The sequence below is a fragment of the Streptomyces sp. NBC_00669 genome, assembly GCF_036226785.1.
Lineage (GTDB): Bacteria > Actinomycetota > Actinomycetes > Streptomycetales > Streptomycetaceae > Actinacidiphila.
In genome coordinates, this window is the sequence record NZ_CP109018.1 from 6,356,703 (window position 1) to 6,382,242 (window position 25,540).

Annotated in this window: 18 protein-coding genes; 15 read left to right on the forward strand and 3 right to left on the reverse strand. The window is 72.8% G+C overall.

What is annotated here, in order from left to right; all coding sequences use genetic code 11:
- Window positions 1–41: 41 nt before the first annotated feature.
- On the reverse strand, window positions 42–3,152 hold the full coding sequence (locus tag OG896_RS26890) for a phosphocholine-specific phospholipase C (RefSeq protein WP_329369430.1): 3,111 nt from the start codon (window positions 3,150–3,152) through the stop codon (window positions 42–44).
- A gap of 427 nt (window positions 3,153–3,579) precedes the next feature.
- Between OG896_RS26890 and OG896_RS26895 the strand changes: the two genes are divergently transcribed.
- From OG896_RS26895 to OG896_RS26965, 15 genes are all read left to right on the forward strand, one after another.
- The gene (locus OG896_RS26895; RefSeq protein WP_329369432.1) at window positions 3,580–4,362 is read left to right on the forward strand and encodes a TIGR03936 family radical SAM-associated protein; all 783 of its coding nucleotides are present in this window, start codon (window positions 3,580–3,582) and stop codon (window positions 4,360–4,362) included.
- Between the two features lie 224 nt (window positions 4,363–4,586).
- On the forward strand, window positions 4,587–8,951 hold the full coding sequence (locus OG896_RS26900; RefSeq protein ID WP_329369433.1) for an Rne/Rng family ribonuclease: 4,365 nt from the start codon (window positions 4,587–4,589) through the stop codon (window positions 8,949–8,951).
- A 340-nt stretch (window positions 8,952–9,291) separates the two neighbouring features.
- The gene (gene rplU, locus OG896_RS26905; protein WP_328464128.1) at window positions 9,292–9,615 is read left to right on the forward strand and encodes a 50S ribosomal protein L21; all 324 of its coding nucleotides are present in this window, start codon (window positions 9,292–9,294) and stop codon (window positions 9,613–9,615) included.
- A gap of 14 nt (window positions 9,616–9,629) precedes the next feature.
- Window positions 9,630–9,884, forward strand: a complete 255-nt coding sequence (gene rpmA / locus OG896_RS26910) for a 50S ribosomal protein L27 (protein WP_202233703.1) — start codon at window positions 9,630–9,632, stop codon at window positions 9,882–9,884.
- Between the two features lie 132 nt (window positions 9,885–10,016).
- Window positions 10,017–11,459, forward strand: coding sequence for a GTPase ObgE (gene obgE, locus OG896_RS26915; RefSeq protein WP_329369436.1), 1,443 nt, complete (start codon window positions 10,017–10,019; stop codon window positions 11,457–11,459).
- A 136-nt stretch (window positions 11,460–11,595) separates the two neighbouring features.
- Entirely contained in the window at window positions 11,596–13,095 is a 1,500-nt protein-coding gene (locus OG896_RS26920) for a bifunctional cytidylyltransferase/SDR family oxidoreductase (protein ID WP_329369438.1), read from the forward strand.
- 205 nt (window positions 13,096–13,300) lie between these two features.
- Window positions 13,301–15,439, forward strand: coding sequence for a hypothetical protein (locus tag OG896_RS26925; RefSeq protein ID WP_329369440.1), 2,139 nt, complete (start codon window positions 13,301–13,303; stop codon window positions 15,437–15,439).
- Window positions 15,440–15,520: 81 nt separating this feature from the next.
- Window positions 15,521–16,588, forward strand: coding sequence for a glucose-1-phosphate thymidylyltransferase (locus OG896_RS26930; protein ID WP_329369441.1), 1,068 nt, complete (start codon window positions 15,521–15,523; stop codon window positions 16,586–16,588).
- Window positions 16,585–17,568 (forward strand): dTDP-glucose 4,6-dehydratase, encoded by a 984-nt coding sequence (rfbB, locus tag OG896_RS26935; RefSeq protein ID WP_329369443.1) that lies wholly within the window; start codon window positions 16,585–16,587, stop codon window positions 17,566–17,568. Before OG896_RS26930 ends, rfbB begins: the two co-directional genes overlap by 4 nt.
- Window positions 17,565–18,461 (forward strand): dTDP-4-dehydrorhamnose reductase, encoded by an 897-nt coding sequence (gene rfbD, locus OG896_RS26940; protein WP_329369445.1) that lies wholly within the window; start codon window positions 17,565–17,567, stop codon window positions 18,459–18,461. The genes rfbB and rfbD overlap by 4 nt, the downstream gene beginning before the upstream one ends.
- Window positions 18,454–20,010 carry a lipopolysaccharide biosynthesis protein gene (locus OG896_RS26945; RefSeq protein ID WP_329369446.1) on the forward strand — a complete coding sequence of 519 codons (1,557 nt, stop codon included), beginning with the start codon at window positions 18,454–18,456 and terminating at the stop codon, window positions 20,008–20,010. Before rfbD ends, OG896_RS26945 begins: the two co-directional genes overlap by 8 nt.
- 22 nt (window positions 20,011–20,032) lie before the next feature.
- A complete protein-coding gene (locus tag OG896_RS26950) occupies window positions 20,033–20,761 on the forward strand; it encodes a glycosyltransferase family 2 protein (protein ID WP_329369448.1) in 729 nt (242 codons plus the stop codon).
- Between the two features lie 3 nt (window positions 20,762–20,764).
- Window positions 20,765–21,139, forward strand: coding sequence for a DUF2304 domain-containing protein (locus OG896_RS26955; RefSeq protein ID WP_328464106.1), 375 nt, complete (start codon window positions 20,765–20,767; stop codon window positions 21,137–21,139).
- Window positions 21,136–22,059 carry a glycosyltransferase family 2 protein gene (locus OG896_RS26960; protein WP_329369451.1) on the forward strand — a complete coding sequence of 308 codons (924 nt, stop codon included), beginning with the start codon at window positions 21,136–21,138 and terminating at the stop codon, window positions 22,057–22,059. The genes OG896_RS26955 and OG896_RS26960 overlap by 4 nt, the downstream gene beginning before the upstream one ends.
- Window positions 22,056–23,798: a DUF6020 family protein gene (locus OG896_RS26965; protein ID WP_329369453.1), complete on the forward strand. Its 1,743-nt coding sequence runs from the start codon at window positions 22,056–22,058 to the stop codon at window positions 23,796–23,798. Before OG896_RS26960 ends, OG896_RS26965 begins: the two co-directional genes overlap by 4 nt.
- Window positions 23,799–23,807: 9 nt before the next feature.
- Here the strand turns inward: OG896_RS26965 and OG896_RS26970 are convergent, their stop codons facing one another.
- A complete protein-coding gene (locus tag OG896_RS26970) occupies window positions 23,808–24,596 on the reverse strand; it encodes a class I SAM-dependent methyltransferase (protein WP_328464100.1) in 789 nt (262 codons plus the stop codon).
- Between the two features lie 116 nt (window positions 24,597–24,712).
- Window positions 24,713–25,324, reverse strand: a complete 612-nt coding sequence (gene rfbC, locus OG896_RS26975; protein ID WP_328464098.1) for a dTDP-4-dehydrorhamnose 3,5-epimerase — start codon at window positions 25,322–25,324, stop codon at window positions 24,713–24,715.
- Window positions 25,325–25,540: the final 216 nt, after the last annotated feature.

Consider the following 25,540-nt stretch of genomic DNA (forward strand, 5'->3'; position numbering starts at 1 on the left):
GACGGTTCGTCAATTCCGCTTCCCCGCAAGGCTATTCGGGGTCAGTCCGTGACCGGGGTCAGGCCCAGCCGGACGTGGTCGATCGCCCAGTACCAGTTGTTGCCGGCGTCGAACATCCGGAACTTCAGCGTCACCGCGGCCGCCCCGGCCGGCACCGCGATCTTGCGGGTGATCAGCTGGTTCTCCGCGTCGCCGCCGGCGTTGTCGTTGCCGGTGGCGGCGCCGCTGTAGGTGAGCAGCACCGTCTCCTCGCCGGTGTCGAACGCGGCCGTGACGGTGGCGGTCTGCGGCGCCTCCTGCCGGTAGTGCGAGTCGAAGCCGAGGTACAACTGCGCGGTACCGGACGGGATCGCGACCGCGGGCGAGCTGAGCGTGGAGTCGAACCGCCCCTTCGACGACGGTGATCCGGTGTCGTCCCAGTCGTCGGGGTCGGCGACCGCGACGATGCCCAGCCCGCGGGTGAAGCTCCCGCGGTCCTGGCTGTCGGACGCGAGCCAGAACCGCTTGGTCATGAACGACCAGCCCTGCTCCTCCGCGGTGCCCTGCGGCATGCCCGGCGCGTTCGTCACCGACCAGCCGGCCGGTGGGGTCGCGGTCCAGCCGAGCACGCCCGCCGGCACGTTCAGGTTCACCGCCGGCTTCAACTGCCCGGCCAGCGACTCGAAGTCCTCCCCGAGCAGGTAGCCCTTCATCGAGGGCGCGGTGCGCGCGGCGACCTCGCCGTCCGCGAGCGCCACCCGCGATCCGGCCCGGCCGCGTACGTTCGCCAGCACGGCCGGCGCGGTGACCTGCCAGCGCACCGTGGCCGAGGCGCCGCGCGCGAGCCGCTGCGGCGGGGCGGCGAGCGTGCGCACCGACCAGCCGGCCGGCACCACCAGCGCGGCCTCGATCCGGTCGACCGCCGCGTCCGGCGCGGTGAGCACCGCCGACACCGTGGCCGGGGCGCCCGGCACCACCACCGGCTCGTCGACCGTGGTCGAGCCGGAGGCGAGCGCGACCTCGGCGACGAGCGCGTCCGGCAGCCCCATCGCCGGGTCGGTGACGCCCTGCCGTCCGTCGGCCAGCCGCCCGGCCGCCCGGCGCAGCCAGAACAGGTCGTCCCCGGCGCCGACCGCCACGTCGTACCAGCCCTCGCGGGCCACCGGCAGCGTCACCGTACGGGTCCGGCCGCCGTCGATCCGCACCTCGTGGGTGCCGCCGCCGTACGCGAGGTCGCCGACGGTGAAGGTGCGGGCGCGGCGGCCGCCGTTGCGCAGCTCGACCCGCAGCTCGCGGCGGTGGACGTCCTCGGTGAACACCGCCTCCGACGTGTCGCCCTGGCCGCCGCGGAAGTGCCACAGCGAGCCGTTGGGGCCGTGCACCCGCAGGTCGTAGCCGTCGGCGCCGACCTTCCAGGAGTCCGACAGCCGCTTGCGGGCGCCGACGGTGAAGAACCGCGGCTTCACCCCGGGCGCCGGGTAGGCGGCGAACACCGCGGCCTGCGTACCGGAGTTGGCGTAGTCCAGCTCCAGAGCGCCGCCGCGCAGCCGCCCCCGGGTGCTCAGCGTGTACGGCACCGGGCGCGCGGTGCGGGTGCCGCGCGCCTGCACCGGCCGCACCTGCGGGCTCGGCACGGTCGGCGCGGGCAGCTTGCCGGTGTCGGTGACCTTCTGCCGGTTGCCGCTGGTGTCCGGCAGCGACGGCCACCGCGGCTCGTCGCCGGAGAAGTCGAAGGCCGAGGTGAGGTCGCCGGTCACCGCGCGCCGCCAGGCGCTGATGTTCGGCTCGTGCACCCCGAACCGCCGTTCCAGGAACTTGATCACGGAGGTGTGGTCGAAGACGGTCGAGTCGACCGCGCCGCCGCGGGTCCACGGCGAGGCCACGATCATCGGCACCCGCAGGCCGAGCCCCAGCGGGAACGGCCCCGCGGTCACGGTCTCCCCGGCGGGCAGGTTCGGCGACCAGCTCAGGGTGCCGTCGGCGGCCGCGACCCGGTAGCGGCCGCGCTGGTCCACCACCCGGTAGAAGGTGCTGCCGCCCTTGGCCACCCGCACCACGACCTCGCCGTCGGTGGAGACCGTCGAGTCACCGCGGCCGGCCGCGAGCGGCGGCACCGGCGGCAGCAGGTGGTCGAAGAAGCCGCCGTGCTCGTCGTAGGTGAGGAAGAACGCGGTCTTCGCCCACACCTCGGGCTTCGCGGCCAGTGCCGCCAGCAGCCGCGCGGTCAGGTTCTCGCCGTCCGGCGGCGCGTAGCTGGCGTGCTCCGACAGCGCGGCCGGCGCCACCAGCCAGGACACCTGCGGCAGCGCGTCCGCGGCCACGTCGGCGCCGAACGCCGCCACCAGCGCGTCGCCCATCGCCCACGGGTTGCCGGCGTTCGCCGCGTCACCGGCCCGGGCCAGACCGCGGTCGTACAGCGGCTGGCCGGGCTTCGCCTGGTGGAAGGCGGAGAACCAGGCGAGCGCGTTGTCGTCGAAGTTCTCCTGCGCCTGGTAGGTCTTCCAGCTGATCCCGGCCGCCTGCAGCCGCTCCGCGTACGTCGTCCACTCGTAGCCGGCGGACACCTCGGTGTTGTCGATGACCGGGAACTCGCGGAGGCTGCCGCCGCTGGTGCCGGTCATGAAGTGCTCGCGGTTGGGGTTGGTGCTGGTCTCGATCGAGGCGTGGTAGTTGTCGCAGATGGTGAAGACCGAGGCGAGCGCGTTGTAGAAGGGCATGTCGGCGGGGGCGTAGTAGCCCTGGCCGAGCCGGCCGCTGTCGCGCCGGGTGACGTAGCCGTCGCCGATGCCGTCGTTGCGGGCGTTCATGCTGTCGCCGTAGCCGAACGCGGCAGCGCCCTGCTGGTAGGCGCTGGTGTGGGCGGCGTCCATCGCGAACGGTGCCAGGTAGACCTCGGCGCGGGAGGGGTCCGGCTGGTCCCAGACGGGCCGGCCGTTGACGCCGCGCACGGCGGTGCGGTCCCCGTAGCCGCGGACGCCGGCCATGGTGCCGAAGTAGTGGTCGAAGGCGCGGTTCTCCTGCATGAGGACCACGACGTGCTGGATGTCCTCCAGCCGGCCGGGGCGGGCGGGTGCGGCGAGCGCCTGCCGCACGCTGATCGGCAACGCGGTCAGCGCGGCCGCGCCGGCGGCGCCGCCGAGCAGCGCGCGGCGGGACACGAAGGGGGAGGTCACGGGCTGGGCTCCTTGCTGGGTGGGTACGCGGGCGGCGGCGAGCGGGTGCGGACGGGATACCCGCCGCCCGGAAGTTGGGTCCAGACCCGTTATGAATACGAGACCATGATGGCGAGGGAGGGAGCGCGGGATGAACAGCGGCGGAAGCCGCGCGGGTCGGTGGGCGGCGGGCGGGGGCGCCGGGCACCGGATGGGGCGGGCGGGGGAGCAGGTGCACGGGAGGCGTCGTCGCGACCGCGGGCGGGCGGTTGTCCACAGGCCGGATCGCGGGCGGCGCGAGGCCTGTGGCATGCGGCGTAACCTTGGAGGTGCAGGGACGCCCGGGTGCGCCGGAATGGGCACGCGGGCGCGTGGTACACGACCCGACACGAAGGACTGAGCGACACTGGGCAAGCGACAGCCAGAGGGCCCGCCGCCGGCACCGGCGGTGCAGCGCATCCGCCTGCGGTACACCAAGCGCGGCCGCCTCCGGTTCACCAGCCACCGCGACTTCCAGCGCGCCTTCGAGCGGGCCCTGCGCCGCGCCGAGGTGCCGATGGCGTACTCGGCCGGGTTCACCCCGCATCCGAAGGTGTCATACGCGAACGCCGCGCCGACAGGCGTCGGCAGCGAGGCGGAGTATCTGGAGATCGCGCTCGCCGCACCGCGCGACCCCGAGCAACTCCGGCTGCTGCTCGACGAGTCGCTGCCCACCGGCCTCGACGTCATCGAGGCGGTCGACGCCCGCACGTCGGGCCTGGCCGAGCGGCTGGAGGCGTCGGTGTGGCAGCTCAGGCTCGACGGCGTCGAGCCCGACGAGGCCCGCCGGGCCGTCGCCGCGTTCCTCGCCGCCGAGACCGTGGAAGTACAGCGCACCACCAAGAACGGCGTCCGCACCTTCGACTGCCGGGCCGCCGTCGCGCGGTTCGAGGTCGTCTCCGCGGCCGACGCGGCGGCCGGTGCGGCGGACACGGACGCGGCAGATCCGGGTCCCGGCGCGCCGCGGAGCGGCGCCTGTGCGATACTGCGCCTGGTTGTACGACACCTGACACCTGCCGTGCGACCCGACGACGTACTGTCCGGCCTCCATGCGACGGCCGACCTCGCGCCGCCGGTCCCCGTAGCGGTGACCAGGCTGGCGCAGGGGCCGCTCGACGAGGAGTCCGGCACGGTCACCGACCCGCTCGCGCCAGATCGCGACGCTGTGGCGGTACCTGCCGGTTCCGCCTAGGTACGGCGTCGACGCGTTGCCGACGCACCAGGGAGCCACCCGGGTCCGGCGACGCTGACCACACGAGACTTTCGTCGGCCCCCCACCGGGGCGGGCCGATGAGCGAGACAGCAGCCCCCGTGCGGCGCCCGCGCCCCCGGAGGACGGCCACCGCGACCCAAGCGGCCCGCCGACCCCGGAACTCCAGGCGCGGCGCCCGGGGGCACGACGGGAGCACTGCCCGAATGCCCGACAACGACGAGACCACCCCGGGTTCCACCCCGGACACCACTTCCTCCGGCGCCGCGGCCGACGAGAGCGCGGCACCCCGCCGCCGCCGTCGCGCCGCGTCCCGCCCGGCGGGCCCGCCCGGAGCGGACACCGCCACCGACACGTCCGGCGCCGCAGGCACGGAAGAGGCGGCCCCGGCCGCACCCCGCCGCCGCGCCACCCGCAAGTCCGCCGCCGCGGCCCCGGCCGAGGAGACCCCGGCCGCGGAGGCCGCTCCCACGGAGAGCAAGCCCGCTGCCGAGGGTGAGGCGGAGGCCGCTCCGGCGCGTCCGCGTCGTCGTGCCACGCGTAAGGCGACGGCTCCGGCGGGTGCGCCTGCCGCTGCCGAGGAGACCCCGGCCGCGGAGGCCGCTCCCACGGAGAGCAAGCCCGCTGCCGAGGGTGAGGCGGAGGCCGCTCCGGCGCGTCCGCGTCGTCGTGCCACGCGTAAGGCGACGGCTCCGGCGGGTGCGCCTGCCGCTGCCGAGGAGACCCCGGCCGCCGAGGCCGCTCCCACGGAGGACAAGCCCGCTGCCGAGGGTGAGGCGGAGGCCGCTCCGGCGCGTCCGCGTCGTCGTGCCACGCGTAAGGCGACCGCTCCGGCGGGTGCGCCTGCCGCCGCCGAGGAGACCCCCGCCGCCGAGACGGTGACCGCCCCGGCCGCCGCTACCCCCGCCACCCCCGCCGCCGCGGAGGAGAGCGCGCCCGCCGCCGACGAGAGCGCGGCGCCCGCCCGCCCGCGCCGCCGCGCCACCCGCAAGGCGACCGCGCCCGCGGGTACCCCGGCCCCGGCCCCGGCCGAGGAGGCCGAGACCCCGGCCGCCCCCGCGACCCCCGCAGCGGAGGCCCCCGCCAGCGCCCCCGCCGACGAGGCCCCCGCCGCCCCCGCGCGCACCCGCCGCCGGGCCACCCGCGGCTCCGCCGCTCCCGCGCCGGCCCCCGAGCCCGCCCCGGAGCAGGCGCCCGCACCGGCTGCCGCACAGGCATCCGCGCCGGCCGCCGACGAGCAGCAGAGCGGCGGCCGTTCCCGCCGCCGCGGCCGCAAGGGCGCCGCCGTACCGACCTTCTCCGCCGGCGACGGCCTGCGGCGGCTGAAGCCCGGCGCGCTCGCGCCCCGCGAGGACGCCACCGGCCACCACCCGTACACCGGCCGGGCGCTGCGCGACGGCGACGGCTGGGGCGTCGAGATCGACGACGCGTACGAGATCCGCGGCTACGGCGAGACCGTCGCCGACGCGACCGCCGAGGCCGCCGACGCCCTCGCCGCGGCCTTCGGGATTCCCGTCGAGTCCATCACGATCGACGTGCGCACCGAGACCGCCGAGACCAGCGGCGCGCCCGCGGCCGACGCCGCCGCCGAGCCCGCCGAGGAGGCGCCCACCCGCGGCCGCCGCCGCGCCACCCGCCCGGCCGTCGCGGTCTTCCAGCCGCCGGTGTTCCAGGCCCCCGAGGCCGGCGCCCCCGCGGAGGCCGCACCCGCCGCTGCCGCCGAGCCGGCCGCGACCTCCGACGAGAGCGCGGAGGCCGACACCGAGGCCGACGACGACCGCACCCCCCGGCGCCGTCGCCGCCGTCGCGGCACCGCCCCCGAGCAGTCGCCCGCCGCGGCCGACGAGCAGGAGGCCGAGCCCGCGCGGGCCGGCGCCGCCGCCGACCAGGACGAGGCGGACGAGCACGACGACCACGACGGCGCCGAGGGCGCCGACGGCTCCGACGCCGACCAGGACGGCGACGACCGCCCGTCCCGCCGTCGCCGCCGCGGCGGCCGCCGCCGTCGCCGCGGTGAGTCCGGCGACCAGGACCACGACGACAACGGCTCCGACGACGAGTCCGACGAGTCGGCCGAGGGCCACGACGAGGACGACAACGGCGCCGCGCACGACGACGACCACGACGACGCCCAGGGCGGCTCCTCCTCCAGCAGCCGCCGCCGGCGCCGCCGTCGCCGCCGCGGCTCGGACGGCGGCGACGACCACGCGGCCGCCACCGGCACCGACGACCCGGAGCGCACCGTCGTCAAGGTCCGCGAGCCGCGCTCCCGTTACGAGGGCGGCACCGGTTCCGACGAGGTGCAGTCCATCAAGGGCTCCACCCGCCTGGAGGCGAAGAAGCAGCGCCGCCGCGAAGGCCGCGAGCAGGGCCGCCGCCGCGTGCCGATCATCACCGAGGCCGAGTTCCTGGCGCGCCGCGAGGCCGTCGAGCGCGTCATGGTGGTCCGGCAGAACGGCGACCGCACCCAGATCGGCGTGCTGGAGGACAACGTCCTCGTCGAGCACTACGTCAACAAGGAGCAGTCGACCTCCTACGTCGGCAACGTGTACCTCGGCAAGGTGCAGAACGTGCTGCCGTCGATGGAGGCCGCCTTCGTCGACATCGGCAAGGGCCGCAACGCCGTGCTGTACGCGGGCGAGGTCAACTTCGAGGCGCTGGGCATGTCCGGCGGCCCGCGCCGGATCGAGTCCGCGCTCAAGTCCGGCCAGCCGGTGCTCGTGCAGGTCACCAAGGACCCGATCGGCCACAAGGGCGCCCGCCTGACCAGCCAGGTCTCGCTGCCCGGCCGCTACCTGGTCTACGTGCCCGAGGGCTCGATGACCGGCATCAGCCGCAAGCTGCCCGACACCGAGCGGGCCCGGCTGAAGTCCATCCTGAAGAAGGTCGTCCCCGAGGACGCGGGCGTCATCGTGCGCACCGCCGCCGAGGGCGCCAGCGAGGACGAGCTGCGCCGCGACGTGGAGCGGCTCCAGTCGCAGTGGGAGGACATCAAGCGCAAGTCCAAGAGCGGCAACGCGCCCACGCTGCTGTACGGCGAGCCGGACATGACGGTGCGGGTGGTCCGCGACATCTTCAACGAGGACTTCTCCAAGGTCATCGTCAGCGGTGACGAGGCGTGGTCCACCGTGCACGAGTACGTCTCGCACGTCGCGCCCGACCTGGTCGACCGGCTGTCGCGCTGGACGTCGGAGGTCGACGTCTTCGCCAACTTCCGGATCGACGAGCAGCTGTTGAAGGCGCTGGACCGCAAGGTGTGGCTGCCGTCCGGCGGTTCGCTGGTGATCGACAAGACCGAGGCGATGGTCGTGGTCGACGTCAACACCGGCAAGTTCACCGGGCAGGGCGGCAACCTGGAGGAGACCGTCACCCGCAACAACCTGGAGGCGGCCGAGGAGATCGTCCGCCAGCTGCGGCTGCGCGACCTCGGCGGGATCGTGGTGGTCGACTTCATCGACATGGTGCTGGAGTCCAACCGCGACCTGGTGATGCGCCGGCTGCTGGAGTGTCTGGGCCGGGACCGGACCAAGCACCAGGTGGCCGAGGTCACCTCGCTCGGCCTGGTGCAGATGACCCGCAAGCGGGTCGGCCAGGGGCTGTTGGAGTCCTTCTCCGAGACGTGCGTGCACTGCAACGGGCGGGGCGTCATCGTCCACATGGACCAGGCGACCACCACCGGTGGCGGCGGCAAGCGCAAGCGGCGCCGTGGTGGCGCCGGCGTGGGCGAGCACGACCACGACCACGAGCACGAGACGGCCGTGGAGGCCGAGCAGGCGCAGGGCGACGAGGCCGAACTCCCGGAGCTGGAGCCGATCGAGGTCGGCGAGTCGGACCTGGTGCCGGCGGTCGGCGACCCCGAGGAGGAGTGGTTCGGCAGCGCCGCGGAGGCGGAGGCCGCCGCGAACGGCTCCCGTGGCCGTGGCCGGCGCCGCGGTGCCCGCAAGGCCACGGCCCCGGCGGGCGCGCCCGCCGCGGCGGACCACGAGCCGGAGCCGGCCGTCGTGGTCGTCCCGGTCAGCGAGCCCGAGGTCGAGCCGGCCGAGGCCGAGCCGGAGCCGGTCGTCTCGACCGAGCCGCCGGCCCGTACGCGCCGCCGCGCCACCCGCAAGGCGACCGCCCCGGCCGGGGCGCCGCCCGCCGCCGAGGAGGCCGCGGTGGTCGTGGTCAGCGCGGAGCCCGTGGCGGCCACGCCCGAGCCCGAGGCCGAGCCGGAGCCTGCCGTCTCGACGGAGCCGCCGGCCCGTGCGCGGCGTCGCGCCACCCGTAAGGCGACCGCGCCCGCGGGGGCGCCGGCCGCGGCAGCGGAGGAAGCGGCGGTGGTGGTCGTACCGTCCGCCGAGGCCGCCCCTGCGGAGGCTGCGCCCGACCAGGCCGAGCGGGCCGAGCAGGCTGACGGTGAGCCGTCGGCGGAGGCCGGGGCCGAGCCCAAGAAGCGGGCGGCCCGCAAGGCCCCGGCGAAGAAGGCGGCGGCCAAGAAGACGGCGAAGAAGGCCGCGACGAAGAAGACGGCGGCCAAGAAGACGACGACGAAGAAGGCCGCGACGAAGAAGGCGAGTTCGCCCGCGGAGTAGCGAGGCGGACCCTCCGGGGTGCCCCGTCAGCGCCGTAAGGGACCTTGCGGTCCACGGCGGTTCGCCGCGCGGTTCTCCCCCAGAGCTTCGCCTGGGTGGTGCCCCCACGTGCCCCTGGTCAGTGCAGCCACTGCCAAGGGGCGCGGGCAACCCGGGCGGTCCTGCTCGACCCTGGCCGGATTTGACCCGGGTGGACGCGGTCCGTAGCCTTGACCTTCGGCGTTTCTGCGCCTTCGCCTGAGCACATTCCTCCCGGGCTTCCCGGGAGAGGCCCCTCCGCGGCAGTTATGGAGTGGCTGGCATCAGGGGTTTTCGAATCGAGCGAGAGAGTGAGTTCCGCGTGTACGCGATCGTGCGTAGTGGTGGCCGCCAGCACAAGGTGGCCGTCGGCGACATCGTCGAGGTTGACAGGATTCCCACCGGCAAGGTCGGCGACGCGGTCGAGCTCTCGACGCTGCTCGTCGTCGATGGCGAAGCCGTCACCAGCGACCCGTGGGTGCTCGCCGGGATCAAGGTCGAGGCCGAGATCGTGGACCACCACAAGGGCCAGAAGATCGACATCCTGCGCTACAAGAACAAGACCGGTTACCGCCGTCGCCAGGGTCACCGCCAGCACTACACGGCGCTGAAGATCACTGGCATCCCCGCCGCGGCTGCGAAGTAAGGGACTGAGGAGAGATGGCACACAAGAAGGGCGCATCGTCCACCCGGAACGGTCGCGACTCCAACGCTCAGCGGCTCGGTGTGAAGCGCTTCGGCGGCCAGGTCGTCAACGCCGGTGAGATCATCATCCGCCAGCGTGGCACCCACTTCCACCCCGGCTCCGGCGTCGGCATCGGCAAGGACGACACGCTGTTCGCGCTGTCCGCCGGTGCGGTCGAGTTCGGCGTGAAGCGCGGTCGCCGCGTGGTGAACATCGTTCCGGCCGCCTGAGGCGAGCCGTAAGAACTTTCGAGGGCGGACCCGTTTCCCGGACTCCGGGAAGTGGGGCCGCCCTCGGCGTGTTACAAGGCCAGTAGGACCGTAAGAACCGTGGGAAACCCGTACGTTCTGGAGGAAGCACCCATGACCACCTTCGTGGACCGCGTCGAACTGCATGTCGCCGCGGGTAACGGGGGCCACGGCTGCGCCTCCGTGCACCGGGAGAAGTTCAAGCCGCTCGGCGGGCCGGACGGCGGCAACGGCGGGCGGGGCGGGGACGTGATCCTCGTCGTCGACCAGGACGTGACCACCCTGCTCGACTACCACCACAGCCCGCACCGCAAGGCGACCAACGGCAAGCCGGGCGAGGGCGGCAACCGCTCCGGCAAGGACGGCAGCGACCTGGTGCTGCCGGTGCCGGACGGCACCGTCGTGCAGGACCGGGACGGAAACGTGCTGGCCGACCTGGTCGGCCAGGGCACCACCTACGTCGCCGGGCAGGGCGGCCGCGGCGGCCTCGGCAACGCGGCGCTCGCCTCGACCCGGCGCAAGGCGCCCGGCTTCGCGCTGCTCGGGGTGCCCGGGCAGGCCCGGGACATCGTGCTGGAGCTGAAGACCGTCGCCGACGTGGCGCTGGTCGGCTACCCGAGCGCGGGGAAGTCCTCGCTGATCTCGGTGCTCTCGGCGGCGAAGCCGAAGATCGCGGACTACCCGTTCACCACGCTGGTGCCGAACCTCGGAGTGGTCAACGCCGGCTCGACGGTCTACACGATCGCCGACGTGCCCGGGCTGATCCCCGGCGCGAGCCAGGGCCGCGGGCTGGGCCTGGAGTTCCTGCGGCACGTCGAGCGCTGCTCGGTGCTGGTGCACGTGCTGGACACCGCGACCCTGGAGTCCGACCGCGACCCGGTGACCGACCTCGACGTCATCGAGGCGGAGCTGCGGGCGTACGGCGGCGGGCTGGAGGACCGGCCGCGGCTGGTCGTGCTCAACAAGATCGACGTGCCCGACGGGCAGGACCTGGCGGAGATGATCAAGCCGGACCTGGAGGCGCGCGGCTACCGCGTCTTCGAGGTGTCCGCGGTCTCGCACGCCGGGCTCAAGGAACTGTCGTTCGCGCTGGCCGGGATCGTGGCGGAGACGCGGGCGGCGCGCCCGGCCGAGGAGTCCACCCGCGTGGTGATCCGGCCGCAGGCCGTCGACGACGCCGGGTTCACCGTCACCTACGACGGCGAGCTGTACCGGGTGCGTGGCGAGAAGCCCGAACGCTGGGTGCGGCAGACGGACTTCACCAACGACGAGGCGGTCGGCTACCTCGCGGACCGGCTCAACCGGCTCGGTGTCGAGGACGAGCTGGTCAAGGCGGGGGCGAAGGCGGGCGACGGCGTCGCGATCGGGCCGGAGGACGACGCGGTGGTCTTCGACTGGGAGCCGTCGCTGGCGGCCGGTGCGGAGATGCTGGGGCGGCGCGGTGAGGACCACCGTTTCGACACGCCGCGGCCCGCGGCGAGCCGGCGTCGCGACCGGCAGGCCGAGCACGACGAGGCCGCCGACGCCTACGACGAGTTCCATCCGTTCGGAGGGTGACCGGACCTCCTGGCCGCCCCTCCCCGTGGTCGAAGGACCTTGCGGCGAGGGGCGCCTCGGTGAACCCCGCCTTGCGAGACGGTTACCGGGGGTGAGACGATCCCCGTATCTCTTGTTGCCGCTAGGTAGGTCTCACGTGTCCCTGCACCTTGCCCACTCCCGTACCACCGCTGTCATCCTTGCCGGTGGCACGGGGCAGCGGGTCGGCCTGTCGATTCCCAAGCAGCTGCTGAAGATCGCCGGTAAAGCGGTGATCGAGCACACGCTCGCCATCTTCGAGCAGTCGGACGCGATCGACGACATCATCGTGCTGATGGCGCCGGGCTATGTCCCGGACGTCGAGAAGATCGTCACGAAGGCCGGTCTGAAGAAGGTCAGCCGGGTGATCGAGGGCGGCACGACGCGCAACGAGACCACCGAGCGGGCCATCGCCGCGCTGAGCGAGGAGCTCGAGCCCGGCCAGGACCGCAACGTGCTCTTCCACGACGCCGTGCGCCCGCTGATCTCGCAGCGCGTGATCGCCGACTGCGTGGCCGCGCTGGAGCGGTACGAAGCGGTGGACGTGGCGATCCCGTCCGCGGACACCATCATCGTCACCCGCACCCACGGCGGCGACGGCGAGTTCATCACCGAGGTGCCGGACCGCTCCCGGCTGCGCCGCGGCCAGACCCCGCAGGCGTTCCGGCTGTCCACCATCCGCCGGGCCTACGAGGTCGCCGGCGGCGACCCCAACTTCCAGGCCACCGACGACTGTTCGGTGGTGCTGAAGTACCTGCCCGACGTGCCGATCTACGTGGTCCCCGGCGACGAGCACAACATGAAGGTGACCACCCCGGTGGACGTCTTCATCGCCGACAAGCTCTTCCAGCTCGCCTCCACCGCCGCCCCCGGCCAGTCCGACGAGGCGGCGTACCGCGAGCTGCTCGCCGACAAGACCCTGGTGGTCTTCGGCGGCTCCTACGGCATCGGCGCCGACATCGCGGCGATGGCCGAGGGATACGGCGCGAAGGTCTTCGCGCTGGGCCGCTCGACCACCGGCACCCACGTCGAGGACCCCGAGCACGTCGACGACGCGCTTTCGCGGGCCTACGCGGAGACCGGCCGGGTCGACTACGTGGTGAACACCGCGGGCGTGCTGCGGATCGGCAAGCTCGCCGAGACCGACAACGCGACCATCGAAGAGGCGCTGCGGGTCAACTACCTCGCCCCGGTGCAGATCGCCCGCGCCTCCCACAAGTACCTCGCCGAGACCCGCGGCCAGCTGCTGCTCTACACCTCCAGCAGCTACACCCGGGGACGGGCCGAGTACAGCCTGTACTCGTCGACCAAGGCCGCGATGGTGAACCTCACCCAGGCGCTCGCCGACGAGTGGGCCGGCGACGGCATCCGGGTCAACTGCGTCAACCCCGAGCGCACCGCGACGCCGATGCGCACCAAGGCGTTCGGCCAGGAGCCGGCCGGCTCGCTGCTCTCCTCGGAGGCGGTCGCCCGCACCTCGCTCGACGTCCTGCTCTCCACCCTCACCGGCCATGTGATCGACGTCCGCCAGCAGGACCCGATGCAGGGCCTGTCCGGCGCCTCCGGGATCGAGCGCGCGCTGGCACACGTTCTCGCCCAGGGGGAGGACGAGCAGTAATCCTTACCGGAACGGATCGACAGTCCTTGGGCCCGCGTGACACGGTGCGCCCAGGGACTTCGTCCGTTGATGAGGGAGCGCGGCGCCGGCCGGCCCGCCCCTTCCCGCACCGCCACTCCGCCTCACCCGATCTCCGTATCCTCATTCGACGTCTCATTCGACATCGCACTGGAGCAGTCACCCCGTGATCTCAAAAGCCATTCGCATGGCCCGTGTGGCGTCCGGCGGCGAACTCGCCGCCGCGCTGCTCATGCTCCTCAGCTACCCGTGCCTGGTGATCGCCGCGCTGCTGCCGAGCCTGTGGTTCTTCGTGGCCGCCGGCGCGGTCAGCTACGTGACGGACTGGTTCCTGCACCAGCGCCGCTCGTACCTGATCAACCGGCTGGGCAAGGCCCGGGCCGGGCTGTCGCTGCGCTTCCTGCTGCGTGAGCTGACGCTGGTGCTGCTGATGGCGCAGATGAACCTCGCCAACAACCGGGCGTTCTCCGCGGCCATCGTCTGCTTCCTGGTCTTCTACGGCATGCAGGCCCCGCACGCGGCCCTGATCACGCTGATCCGCAACCGCCGCAAGCTGCCGTTCGGCACCCGCAACATCGACCTGAGCGGGATGCGCATCACCAACGCGCCGTCGGGCCTGCTGACCTCGCGCGCGGCCGAGAAGATGCTGCACCTGGACCTGTTCGCGGTGATCGGCCTCCTGCTGTACGCGAAGGCCGGGCACATCGCGTTCGTCTACCTCGGTGCCGCGCTGACGCTGGGCCTGGGCATCGTGTACACGCTGGCCCTGGCGCCGTACCTCACCCGCCGCCGGCTGCCGGCGAAGACCGACGACGCGCTGGCGTTCATGGACACCTGGCTGCGGGCGTACCGGCCGAGCACCGTGCTGTACTTCTCCGGCTCGCCGGACTCCGCGTACCAGGTCAACATGTGGCTGGACACGATGGCGGACATGCCGGGGGAGCGGCCGCTGGTGATCCTGCGCGAGCGGGCGATCCTGCTCCAGCTCGCCGACACCGCGGTGCCGGTGCTGTGCGTGCCGGGCGCGGTGCACCTGATGAACATGGACCTGTCGACCGTGCGGGTCGCGCTGTACCCGGCGAACGTCGGCAAGAACATCCACCTGCTGCGGGTGCCGAGCATGAAGCACGTCTTCGTCGGCCACGGCGACAGCGACAAGGTCGCCAGCATCAACCCGTTCAGCAAGGCGTACGACGAGGTGTGGTCGGCCGGCAAGGCGGGCCGGGACCGGTACGCGCTCGCCGACGTCGGGGTGCGTGACGAGGACGTGGTCGAGGTGGGCCGCCCGCAGCTCGCCGGGATCACCGCCTGGGACGGCTCGGCCGCGACCGGCATCCCGACCGTGCTGTACGCGCCGACCTGGGAGGGCTGGACCGACGAGCCCGGCAACACCTCGCTGATGCTGGCCGGCGTGAACATCGTGCGCGGCCTGGTCGCGTCCGCCACCCCGGTCCGGGTGCTGTACAAGCCGCACCCGTTCACCGGCACCGTGAACCCGAAGGCGAAGCGGGCCCACGACAAGGTGGTCGCGGTGCTGGCGAAGGCGAACGCCCAGCGGGCCGCCGACCCGGCGTGGTCCGCGCGGATCGCCGAGGGCAAGGCGGCGCAGGCCACGGCCCGCGCCGAACTGGCGTCGATAGAGACCGAGTTGGATTCGCTGGTGGCCGAGGCGACCTCCGCGGAGGGAGACATGGCGATCATGTCCCGCGACTCGATCGCCGACCCGCAGCTCACGGCGCGGCTCGCCGAGTTGCGCGCCCGGTGGAACGCCGCGTACTGGAAGTCGCTGAGCGCCTGGGAGCACAAGGTCGTCACCGGCCCGATGCCTCACCTGTACGAGTGCTTCAACGAGTCCGACGCGATGGTCTCCGACATCTCCAGCGTGGTCTCGGACTTCGTGGCGACCGGCAAGCCGTACGCCATCACCGATTCGGCCGAACTGGGCGAGGAGGAGTTCAAGCGGCAGAACACCGCCGCCCGCGCCGCGCTCATCCTGGACAACTCGGCGAGCCGGGTCGGCGAGCTGGTCACGGCCGTGGTCACCCCCGAGCTCGACCCGCTGGCCGGGTCGCGCAAGGAGATCAAGCAGTACCTGCTCGGCCCGGACCACCCGACCTCCATCGAGCGGTTCTCGCAGGCGGTGCGCGACCTCGCACACAAGGCCGAGGTCCGGCTCGTCCAGCAGGCCGCTCTGGGCCAGACGGGTGATGTCGATCCGCTGGACGGTCCGACCGCCCAGGCCAGGGCCGAAATGGAACGAACCACTCCGCAACGGCGCGCCGACGAGGAGTTGGCGTCGGATGTCCAGGAGCGAAACGCGGGGTGACGTCCGGGTATGCTCGCAGCCGGGGGCGCGGGTCGCGACCCGCAGTGACCGCCCCCTGAATCCATCTGCATGGGACGTAACGTGAAAGCACTTGTGCTCTCCGGCGGGGCGGGCACCCGCCTCAGGCCGATCACTCACACCTCGGCCAAACAGCTGGTACCGGTCGCCAACAAGCCGGTGCTGTTCTACGGCCTGGAAGCCATCGCCGAAGCCGGGATCACCGAGGTGGGCATCATCGTCGGCGACACCGCCGAGGAGATCAAGGAGGCGGTCGGCGACGGCTCCGCCCTCGGTATCGCGGTCACGTACATCCCGCAGGACGCGCCGCTCGGGCTGGCGCACGCGGTGCTGATCGCGCGCGAGTTCCTCGGCGAGGACGACTTCGTGATGTACCTCGGCGACAACTTCATCGTCGGCGGCATCAGCGGCCTCGTCGAGGAGTTCCGGGCGGAGCGCCCGGACGCGCAGATCCTGCTCACGAAGGTGCCGAACCCGACCTCCTTCGGCGTCGCCGAACTCGACGCGCAGGGGCGGGTGAAGAACCTGGAGGAGAAGCCGAAGCAGCCCAAGAGCGACCTGGCGCTGGTCGGCGTCTACCTCTTCACCCCGGCCGTCCACGAGGCGGTGCGCGCCATCAAGCCGTCCTGGCGCGGTGAGTTGGAGATCACCCACGCCATCCAGTGGCTGATCGACGAGCAGCGCGACGTGCGCTCCACCACGATCTCCGGCTACTGGAAGGACACCGGCAACGTCACCGACATGCTGGAGGTCAACCGGTCGGTGCTGGACACCCTCGAACCCGAGGTGCTCGGCGAGGTCGACGCGGAGAGCGAGATCATCGGCCGGGTCCGGATCGAGGCCGGCGCGAAGGTGGCCGGCAGCCGGATCGTCGGTCCGGCGATCATCGGCCGCAACTCGGTGATCAGCGACGCATACGTCGGCCCGTACACCTCCGTCTCGGAGAACTGCCGGATCGAGGACAGCGAGATCGAGTACTCGATCCTGCTGCGCGACTCCTCGCTCACCGGCGTGCGCCGGGTCGAGGCGTCGCTCATAGGGCGCAACGTCGAAGTGACCCCGGCCCCCCGAAACCCTGCCGCGCACCGCCTGGTGCTCGGCGATCACAGCAAGGTGCAGATCTCGTCATGACCGACCGCATACTGGTGACCGGCGGGGCCGGCTTCATCGGCTCCCACTACGTCCGTACGCTGCTCGGCCCGACCGGGCCCGGGGACGTGGCGATCACCGTCCTGGACAAGCTGACCTACGCGGGCAACCCGGCGAACCTCGACGAGGTCCGCGCGCACCCCGGCTTCCGCTTCGTGCAGGGCGACATCTGCGACGCCGAGCTCGTCGACAAGCTGGTCGCCGAGCACGACCAGGTGGTGCACTTCGCCGCCGAGTCGCACGTCGACCGCTCGATCCTGGGCGCCACCGAGTTCATCACCACCAACGTGGCCGGCACCCAGACCCTGCTGGACGCGGCGCTCCGCAACAACCTGCGGACGTTCGTGCACATCTCCACCGACGAGGTGTACGGCTCGATCGCCGAGGGCTCCTGGCCCGAGACCGACCCGCTCCAGCCGAACTCGCCGTACTCCGCGGCCAAGGCGTCCAGCGACCTGATCGCGCTCGCCTACCACCGCACCCACGGCCTGGACGTGCGGGTGACCCGCTGCTCCAACAACTACGGGCACCACCACTTCCCGGAGAAGGTCATCCCGCTGTTCATCACCAACCTGCTGGACGGCGGCAAGGTCCCGCTCTACGGCGACGGCGGCAACGTCCGGGACTGGCTGCACATCGACGACCATGTGCAGGGAATCGACCTGGTACGGAACCTCGGCCGCCCGGGAGAGGTCTACAACATCGGAGGCGGCACCGAGCTGTCCAACAAGGAGCTCACCGGCCTGCTGCTCGAAGCGTGCGGGGCCGGCTGGGACTCCGTGGAGTACGTCGAGGACCGCAAGGGCCACGACCGTCGCTACTCGGTGGACTGCACCAAGATCCGTACCGAGCTGGGTTACGTGCCGCGCAAGGACTTCGCGACCGGCCTGGCCGAGACCGTCGCCTGGTACCGGGAGAACCGGGCCTGGTGGGAGCCGCTGAAGGAGCGCGCCACACTGTGAAACCGCCGAACGCGACCTGGCTGGTGACCGGCGCCGCCGGGATGCTGGGCCAGGACCTGCTGGTCCGGCTGCGGACCGAGCCGGACACCGCGGTGGTGGCCATGGGCAGCACCGCCCTGGACATTACCGACCCGGAGGCGGTCGCCACCGCGATCGCCGAGCACCAGCCCGTCCTGGTCGTCAACTGCGCGGCCTGGACCGGGGTCGACGACGCGGAGAGCCGCGAGGCCGACGCCGCGCGGATCAACGGCGACGGGCCCCGGCACCTCGCCGAGGCGTGCGCCAAGTCCGGCGCGAAGCTGATCCACGTCTCCACCGACTACGTCTTCGCCGGGGACGCGGACCAGCCGTACGCCGAGGACGCCGCCACCGGTCCGCGCGGCGCCTACGGGCGCACCAAGCTGGCCGGCGAGCGGGCGGTGCTCGACACCCTGCCCGACGCCGGCTACGTGGTGCGCACCGCGTGGCTGTACGGCGCGGCCCGCGGCAACTTCGTCCGCACGATGATCCGGCTGGAGGGCGTCAAGGACACCCTCGACGTGGTGGACGACCAGCGCGGGCAGCCCACCTGGACCGCGGACCTGGCCGACCATCTGGTCCGGCTCGGCACCGCCGCGCTCGCCGGCGACGCGCCGGCCGGCGTCTACCACGGCACCAGCGCGGGCGAGACGACCTGGTTCGGCTTCACCCAGGAGATCTTCCGGCTGCTGGGCGCGGACCCCGAGCGGGTCCGGCCCACCACCAGCGCGGCGTTCGCGCGCCCCGCGCCGCGCCCGGCGTACAGCGTGCTCGGCCACGACCGGTGGCAGTCGGCCGGCATCGAACCGATCCGCGACTGGCGGTCGGCGCTGGCCGAGGCGTTCCCCGCCCTGGTGGCAGCCGAACGTGGCTGAGGCCCCGGCCGGCGCGGCCGGCGGGCGGGCGCGGCGGCTGGGCCGGCGGGCGCTGGCGGTGCTGCCGCCGGGCACCGCGCTGGTGGGGGCCGGCACCGCGGTCCTGGGACTGGCCAGCTACATCCAGCTCGCGGCCGCCGGCCGCACGCTGCCGTCCGACCGGATGGCGGGCGTGTCGGTGCTGTGGACGCTGGTCTTCTCGGTCGGCCTCGGGCTCTTCTTCCCGATCGAGCAGGAGATGACCCGGCTGGTCGCGGCCCGGGTGGTGGCGGGAGAGGGCACCGGTCCGGTGCTGCGCCGCGGCCTGGCCACCTCGCTGGGGCTGCTGGCCGCGGTGTGCGTGCCGGTGGCGGTCCTCGCGCACCCGGTCGCGAACCGGCTCTTCGACGGCAACCTCTCCCTGGTCGGCGCGCTGTGCGCGGCGTTCGGGGCGCTGTCGGTGGCGTACGTGACCCGCGGCATGCTGGCCGGCACCGGCCGATTCCGGGTGTACGGCACGCAGTTGGCGCTGGACGGCGCGCTGCGGGTGGTGTTCTCGGTGCTGCTGGCGGCGGCCGGGACGCACTCGCCGCTGCTGTTCGCCGCGGTGCTGACGGTGCCGACACTGCTGTCGGTGGCGGCCACGCTGCCGTGGGTGCTGCGCGCGGCGCGGTACGGCGCGGAGGGCGTGAGCGCGGTGAAGCCCGTGGCCGGCGCGGATGTCGCCGCTGCCGCCGCCGGCGTCGCGGCCGGCGCCGTCGCAGGCGGGGCCACTGGTGCCGCTTCTGCCGGTGAGACGGCGGGCGGGGCCGCCCGGACGGGCGGGGCGACGGCGCTCCGGACGTCGCCGCCACTGCCGTGGCGTGCGCTGTGGTCCGGCCTGCTCGCGCTGATCCCCTCCACGCTGCTCGCCCAACTGCTCGTCAACATCTCGGTGATCAGCGTGAAGCTGCTGGCACCCGACGACACCGCGTTCATCACCGCGCTGCTGTCCGCGGTGGTGCTGGCCCGGGTGCCGCTGTTCGTCTTCGGCTCGCTCCAGGCGTCGCTGCTGCGCGGGCTGTCCGAGGCCGTCGCGGCCGGCGACCGTGCGGCCTACCGCCAACTGCTGCTGCGTACGGCCGCGTTCACCGGCCTGCTGGGCGGCACGGGCGGGGTGGTGGCGGTGGCGCTGGGCCCGTGGCTGGTGCCACGGCTGTTCGGTTCGCCCGATCTGCTCGGCTGGACGGACTTCGCCTGGCTGTCGGCCGGCACGCTCTGCTACATGCTCGCCTCGGTGCTCGGCCAGGCGTTGCAGACCACCGGCGGCCACGGCCGGCAACTGGTTTCCTGGGCGGTCGGCACGGCCGCGCTGCTCGCGGTGACGTTCAGTCCGTTGCCTATCCGTGACCGGGTCGAGATCGCTTATGCGGTCGGCGCGGCAATCACCGCGATCCTGCTCTCCATCCGGGTGACTTATGCCATTCGGATGCAACCTATGCGTCACTTCGACCGTCAAGCTGGGTGGACGGATGCGATACAGGGGACCAATTTCCGGGACCCCGCGGAGCGTCCACAATCGGTTGAATAATTGACGAAAGGGTGCGCTTCCCATGGTGATTTCCGGCGCGCCGCGCCTTGCCAGTAAGCGCACCTTCGGTGATGTCTGGCTGATCATCCCGGTCTACAACGAAGCCCCGGTCGTGGCCGGAGTGGTGACAGAGGCGCTGCGTACCTTCCCCAACGTGGTGTGCGTCGACGACGGCAGTGTCGACGGCTCCCAGGACGAGGTCGCCCGTACCGGCGCCCACCTCGTCCAACACCCCGTCAACCTCGGGCAGGGCGCGGCGATCCAGACCGGGCTGCACTACGCACTGTCCCAGCCCGGTGCCGAACGCTTCGTCACCTTCGACGCCGACGGCCAGCACCGCGTCGAGGACGTCATCACCATGCTGGCGGTGGCCCGGGCCCGGGGCGCCGACGTGGTGCTCGGCTCCCGCTTCCTGCGGCCCGGCGGCGAGCGCGTCGAAGTCCCCTGGGCCAAGCGCCTGGTGCTGCGTACGGCGGCGGCGGTGAGCCCCACCGCGCGCCGCCTGAAGCTCTCCGACGCGCACAACGGGCTGCGGCTGTTCAACCGCACCGCCGCCGCCCGGGTCAACATCACGATGAACGGCATGGCGCACGCCTCGGAGATCACCGGCTTCCTCGCCCGCTCCGACCTGAGCGTCGTGGAGTCCCCGGTGTCGATCCGCTACACCGACTACTCGCGGGCCAAGGGCCAGTCGCTGCTCAACGGAGTGAACATCCTCTTCGACCTGTCCCTGAACCGCGAGAAGGGCTGACCGGTGCTCATCCAGATCGTCCTGCTGTCCGCGGTGGTGGTCCTGCTCGCGGTGTTCATGCGCAGCTGGAACACCACCCGGACCCGGGCGTGGAAGCGGATCGCCTTCCTCGCCTTCTGCTTCCTCAACGCCTACGCGGTACTGCGGCCCGGCGACACCACGAAGGCCGCCCACCTGCTCGGTGTCGGCCGCGGCACCGACCTGGTGCTGTACCTGCTGGTGGTCGGCGTGACCGCGCTGGCGCTCAACACCTACCTGCGGTTTCGCGCCATGGAACGCCGGCTGACCGAACTCGCCCGTGACGCGGCCCTGCGCACGGCCCACCGCCCGGAACCCGAGCGGCCGCTGGCCGCCGTGGAAGGCGAACGCTCCCAGTGACCGACACGCTCGACATCATGCTTCCGTACTACGGCGACCCCGCGCTGATGCGCGACGCCGTGCGCAGCGTCCTCGCGCAGACCGACCCCGACTGGCGGCTGACCGTCGTGGACGACGACACCCGGCCCGGCGTGCCGGAGTGGTTCGCCGGCCTGGACGACCACCGGGTGCGGTACTTCCGCAACGAGCAGAACCTCGGCGTCACCGGCAACTTCCGCCGCTGCGTCGAGCTGGCCGACTACCCCTACACGGTGCTGATGGGCTGCGACGACCTGATGCGTCCCGGCTACGTCGCCACCGTACGGGCCGCCCGGGCCGACCTGCCGGGCGCCGCGATGTACCAGCCGGGGGTCCGGGTGATCGACGGCGAGGGCCGCCCCGTGCACACGCTGGTCGACACCGTCAAGCGGCGGCTGTACTCGACGGCGCCCGAGCGGCGCGCACGGCTCGGCGGGGAAGAGCTCGCGGTCAGCCTGCTGCGCGGCAACTGGCTCTACTTCCCGGCCATGTGCTGGCGCTCCGACCTGCTCAAGGAGGTCGGCTTCCGCACCGACCTGACGGTCGTGCAGGACCTCGCGCTCACCGTGGAGCTGCTGCTGCGCGGCGAGGAGCTGGTCACCGACCCGGAGATCTGCTTCGACTACCGGCGGCACGTCGGCAGCGAGTCCTCCGCGCAGGCGGTCAGCGGCTCCCGCTTCGAGGAGACCCGCCGGCTGCTGCTCGAACTCGCCGCCGACTTCGACGCGCTCGGCTGGCACCGCGCCGCCCGTACCGCCCGCCGCCACCTGTCCACCCGGCTGCACGCGCTGCTGATGGTGCCGGGCGCGCTGCGCCGGCGCCGGCTGGACACGGCCCGCGAGCTGACCGGGCACGCCTTCGCCCGGGTGCCGCGCCCGGCCGCCCCGGCGGCGGCCCGATGAGCGCCCCGAACTCCCCGGGCGGCGGCCGGTTCGGCGCCCCCGCGAACGCTCCCGCGAACGCCCGCGCCGACGCCCGCGCCGACGCCCATCTGGACACCTCCGCGGACACCGCGCCGCCCGACCTGGTGAAGGCCCCGGGGAAGGCAGCCGGGGGCACCCCGGCAGGCCCGCCGCCGGGCGCCTCCGCGCTCTCCCCGGCCGGGCCCGGCCGCTGGTCGCCCTCCCGCCTGCCCGCTCGCCTGCCCGCCCGCTGGCGGCTGCCGCTCGCGGTGTACGCCGCCTGCCAGCTGCTGCTGCTGGGCTGGTGGGCCGCCTTCTACCCGGGCCGGATCAGCGGCGACACCCTCACCTACATCTACGAGGTCAGCACCTCCCACTGGCGCTCGGACCACTCGGTCGCCTACGACGCGCTGCTGTGGATCTCGCTCCAGGTCACCGGCGGCATCGCGGCCCTGACCTTCGTCCAGACCGTCTGCATGGCCGCCGCGCTCGCCTACGTCTGCGTGGCGCTGCGCGACCTCGGGGTGCGCGGGCGGTGGAGCGCGGCCGCCGCCGTGGTCGTCGCCGCGGCGCCGATGACCGCCTCGTTCACGGTGTTCGTCTGGAAGGACGTCGCCTACACCATCGCCACCCTGGTCGCCTTCGGCGCGGTGGTCCAGCTCACCGCCCGCCGGCTGCGCCGCGAGCACGCCGTACGCGACCGGTCCTTCCGCCGCCAGCTGCTGACGCTGGCCCTGGGCTGCCTGGGCATCGGCCTGTTCCGCAACAACGGCTTCCCGGTGCTCATCGCCGCCGTGGTGCTGCTGGTGCTGCTGCTGCCGGGCATGCGCCGCTGGATCGCCGCCGCGATCGGGGTCCCGCTGGTGCTGACGCTGGCGATGAACAACTTCCTCTACCCGGCGCTCGGCGTCCAGAAGCCGCGCCCCGACGAGGTGTACGCCTTCAACTACGCCGACATCGGCGTCGCCTACGCCAAGCGCCCCGACATCTTCACCGCCTCCGACCTGCGGCTGATGCGCGGCCTCGCGCCGCTGTCGCACTGGAGCGGGCCGGGCGGCGACTGCCATGTGGCCGACCCGATCATGCACAAGCCGATGAACCGGATCAAGGCCGGCAAGGAGAACGGGCAACTGCTCGCCCTGTGGGGGCGCATCCTCGAACACCACCCGACGCTGATCATCGACGCCCGGCTGTGCCGTGCCGACATCGCCTGGGCGTTCAACGGCCACACCGGCAAGTACGCGGCGTCCAACCACCACGTGCTGCGCACCTGGTCCAGCTTCGGCCTGGACTCGGTCCAGCAGCTGCCGTACCACGCGTCGCTCTCCGACGCCCCGCTGTCGTACAAGCTCGACCACCTGGCCACCAGGGCCTACGAGTGGACGCAGACACCGAGGAAGGCACCGGTGCTGTGGCGCGGGGTGAACTGGACCTACCTGGGCTACCTGGTGGTCGCCCTGGTCGCGGTGCGCCGCCGCAGGTACGAGCTGCTGGCGCTCGCGGTGCTGCCGGCCGGCCTCCAGGTCACGGTGCTCGCGGCGAACCCGTCACCGCTGTGGCGCTACATGTGCGCCGCGCTCTTCGTGGGCATGCTCACGGTGCCGGTGCTCGCGCTGGCCGGCCGCCGAACGCTGCCGTGGGAGCGCGCCGCCCGGTCGGCGGCCCCGCCGGACACCACGACCGGGTCGCCCACCGAGGGCAGCCAGGACACGGCGCCGGCGACGGGGCGCCGGACCTGAGACCAGCGGTCAGCTCACGGACTCGATCTGCCGGCGGATCGCGCCGAAGGACGAGCGGCCGCGGCGCAGGTTGCGGGCCCGGGCGAGCGCGGGCCAGAAGGGGGCCCGCAGCAGCGTCTCGGCGTTGACCGCGTTCTTGCGGAGCAGCAGCTCCTCCGGGATGTCCTGCGGGTCCTCGGTGGCGTACTCCGCGATGATCTTGTCGTAGTTGTCGCGGAGCACCGTGTTGGTCGGGTCGGCGCCGAAGATCGCGGTCACGCCGGTCTTCACGGTGTCGACGTCCACCACGGTCAGGTCGGGGCGGTAGCGGCGCAGCACCTGGGCGACCTTGAAGACGTCGCCGGCCCAGTCCTTGGTGTGGCGGTCGCGGGCGGCCTCGTCCACGTTGCGCGGCAGCATGTCGTCGAAGACGATCACGCTGGACCAGCGGGAGTGCTTCTCGACGTTCATGAAGTCGCGCAGCGCGTACTCGAAGATGTGCATGCCGTCGATGAAGGACAGCTCCAGCACGGGGTCGCCGACCAGGGCGAGCGGGTCGCGCCGGCCCAGCGCCCGGAACGGGTTGCGTCCCGGGCGCAGGTGCAGCAGCGGGTCCTTGCGGTTGAAGAACGCGTCACTCGTGGCCCGCACCAGGTGTACGTCGCAACTGATGGACTGGGTGAGCTTGAAGGCCGGGTCGATCGCGACGGACGGTACCCGGGACAGCGCCAGGCTCTTCCCGTCGTTGACGCCGATCTCCAGATAGTTGCGCGGCTTGTAGACCTTGTGCAGCCTGCGCAGGAACTCGTGACGGTGCACTGAACAACCCCTCGATGCGAAAGACGGCGGGAGTGATGGAGCGACGCTAGCGCTTGCTCCGCCGGACCGACATCGTTCAGCGGAAGTTTGTCGAATCCTCAGAGACCTCAGAGGTTTCAGGAGCCCGCAGGGCCGCCGGCCCGCAGTTCCGCGTCGAACCGCAGGCAGTCCTCGTACGAGGGCAGCAGCCCCTGCGCGCGGGCCTCGGCGAGGGTGGGCGCCTGGGCGTCCTTCTCCGACAGCAGCGGCTCGACGTCCGAGGGCCAGGCGATGCCCAGTTCCGGGTCGAGCGGGTTGATGCCGTGCTCGCGCCCGGGGGAGTACCCGGCCGAGCAGAGGTAGACCACCGTGGCGTCGTCGGTGAGGGCCATGAAGGCGTGCCCCAGGCCCTCGGAGAGGTACACCGCGTGGTGCTGGTCGTCGTCCAGCCGCACACCCTCCCACTGGCCGAAGGTGGGCGAGCCGACCCGGATGTCCACGATCACGTCGAGCACCGCGCCGCGCACGCACTTGACGTACTTCGCCTGGCTCGGCGGCACGTCCGCGAAGTGCACCCCGCGCAGGGTGCCGCGGCTGGACACCGAGCAGTTGGCCTGCACCAGGTCCAGCCGGTGGCCCACGGACTCCTCGAAGTCCGCGGCGCGGAACCACTCGTGGAAGCTCCCCCGGCTGTCCGGGAAGATCTTGGGCTCGTGTACGAAGGCGCCGGCGATGTCGAGCTGCCGCATGCGGATCACGTCCTTGGGGGTTGGTGACGGGTGGGGGAGAGGGCGACGGGAAGGGAGGCGGGCGAAGCGGTGGCCGGCCGGCGGCAGGAACACCCGCGAGGAGTACGGGGTCCCGCCGATGTGCGCGGGACCCCGTTCGAGTGGTGCTGCGTGCCGTGCGGCCGTCCCGCCCCGAACCCAGGCAGAAGCCAGGCGCCGGAGCCTGGGCGCCGGAGC

Excerpts from the sequence above, each read along its gene's own strand:
- OG896_RS26900 (WP_329369433.1), top strand. The coding sequence starts at position 4,587 with ATGCCCGACAACGACGAGACCACCCCGGGTTCCACCCCGGACACCACT.
- rpmA (WP_202233703.1), top strand. The coding sequence starts at position 9,630 with ATGGCACACAAGAAGGGCGCATCGTCCACCCGGAACGGTCGCGACTCC.
- obgE (WP_329369436.1), top strand. The coding sequence starts at position 10,017 with ATGACCACCTTCGTGGACCGCGTCGAACTGCATGTCGCCGCGGGTAAC.
- OG896_RS26925 (WP_329369440.1), top strand. The coding sequence starts at position 13,301 with ATGGCCCGTGTGGCGTCCGGCGGCGAACTCGCCGCCGCGCTGCTCATG.
- rfbB (WP_329369443.1), top strand. The coding sequence starts at position 16,585 with ATGACCGACCGCATACTGGTGACCGGCGGGGCCGGCTTCATCGGCTCC.
- OG896_RS26950 (WP_329369448.1), top strand. The coding sequence starts at position 20,033 with ATGGTGATTTCCGGCGCGCCGCGCCTTGCCAGTAAGCGCACCTTCGGT.
- OG896_RS26965 (WP_329369453.1), top strand. The coding sequence starts at position 22,056 with ATGAGCGCCCCGAACTCCCCGGGCGGCGGCCGGTTCGGCGCCCCCGCG.
- rfbC (WP_328464098.1), bottom strand. The coding sequence starts at position 25,324 with ATGCGGCAGCTCGACATCGCCGGCGCCTTCGTACACGAGCCCAAGATC.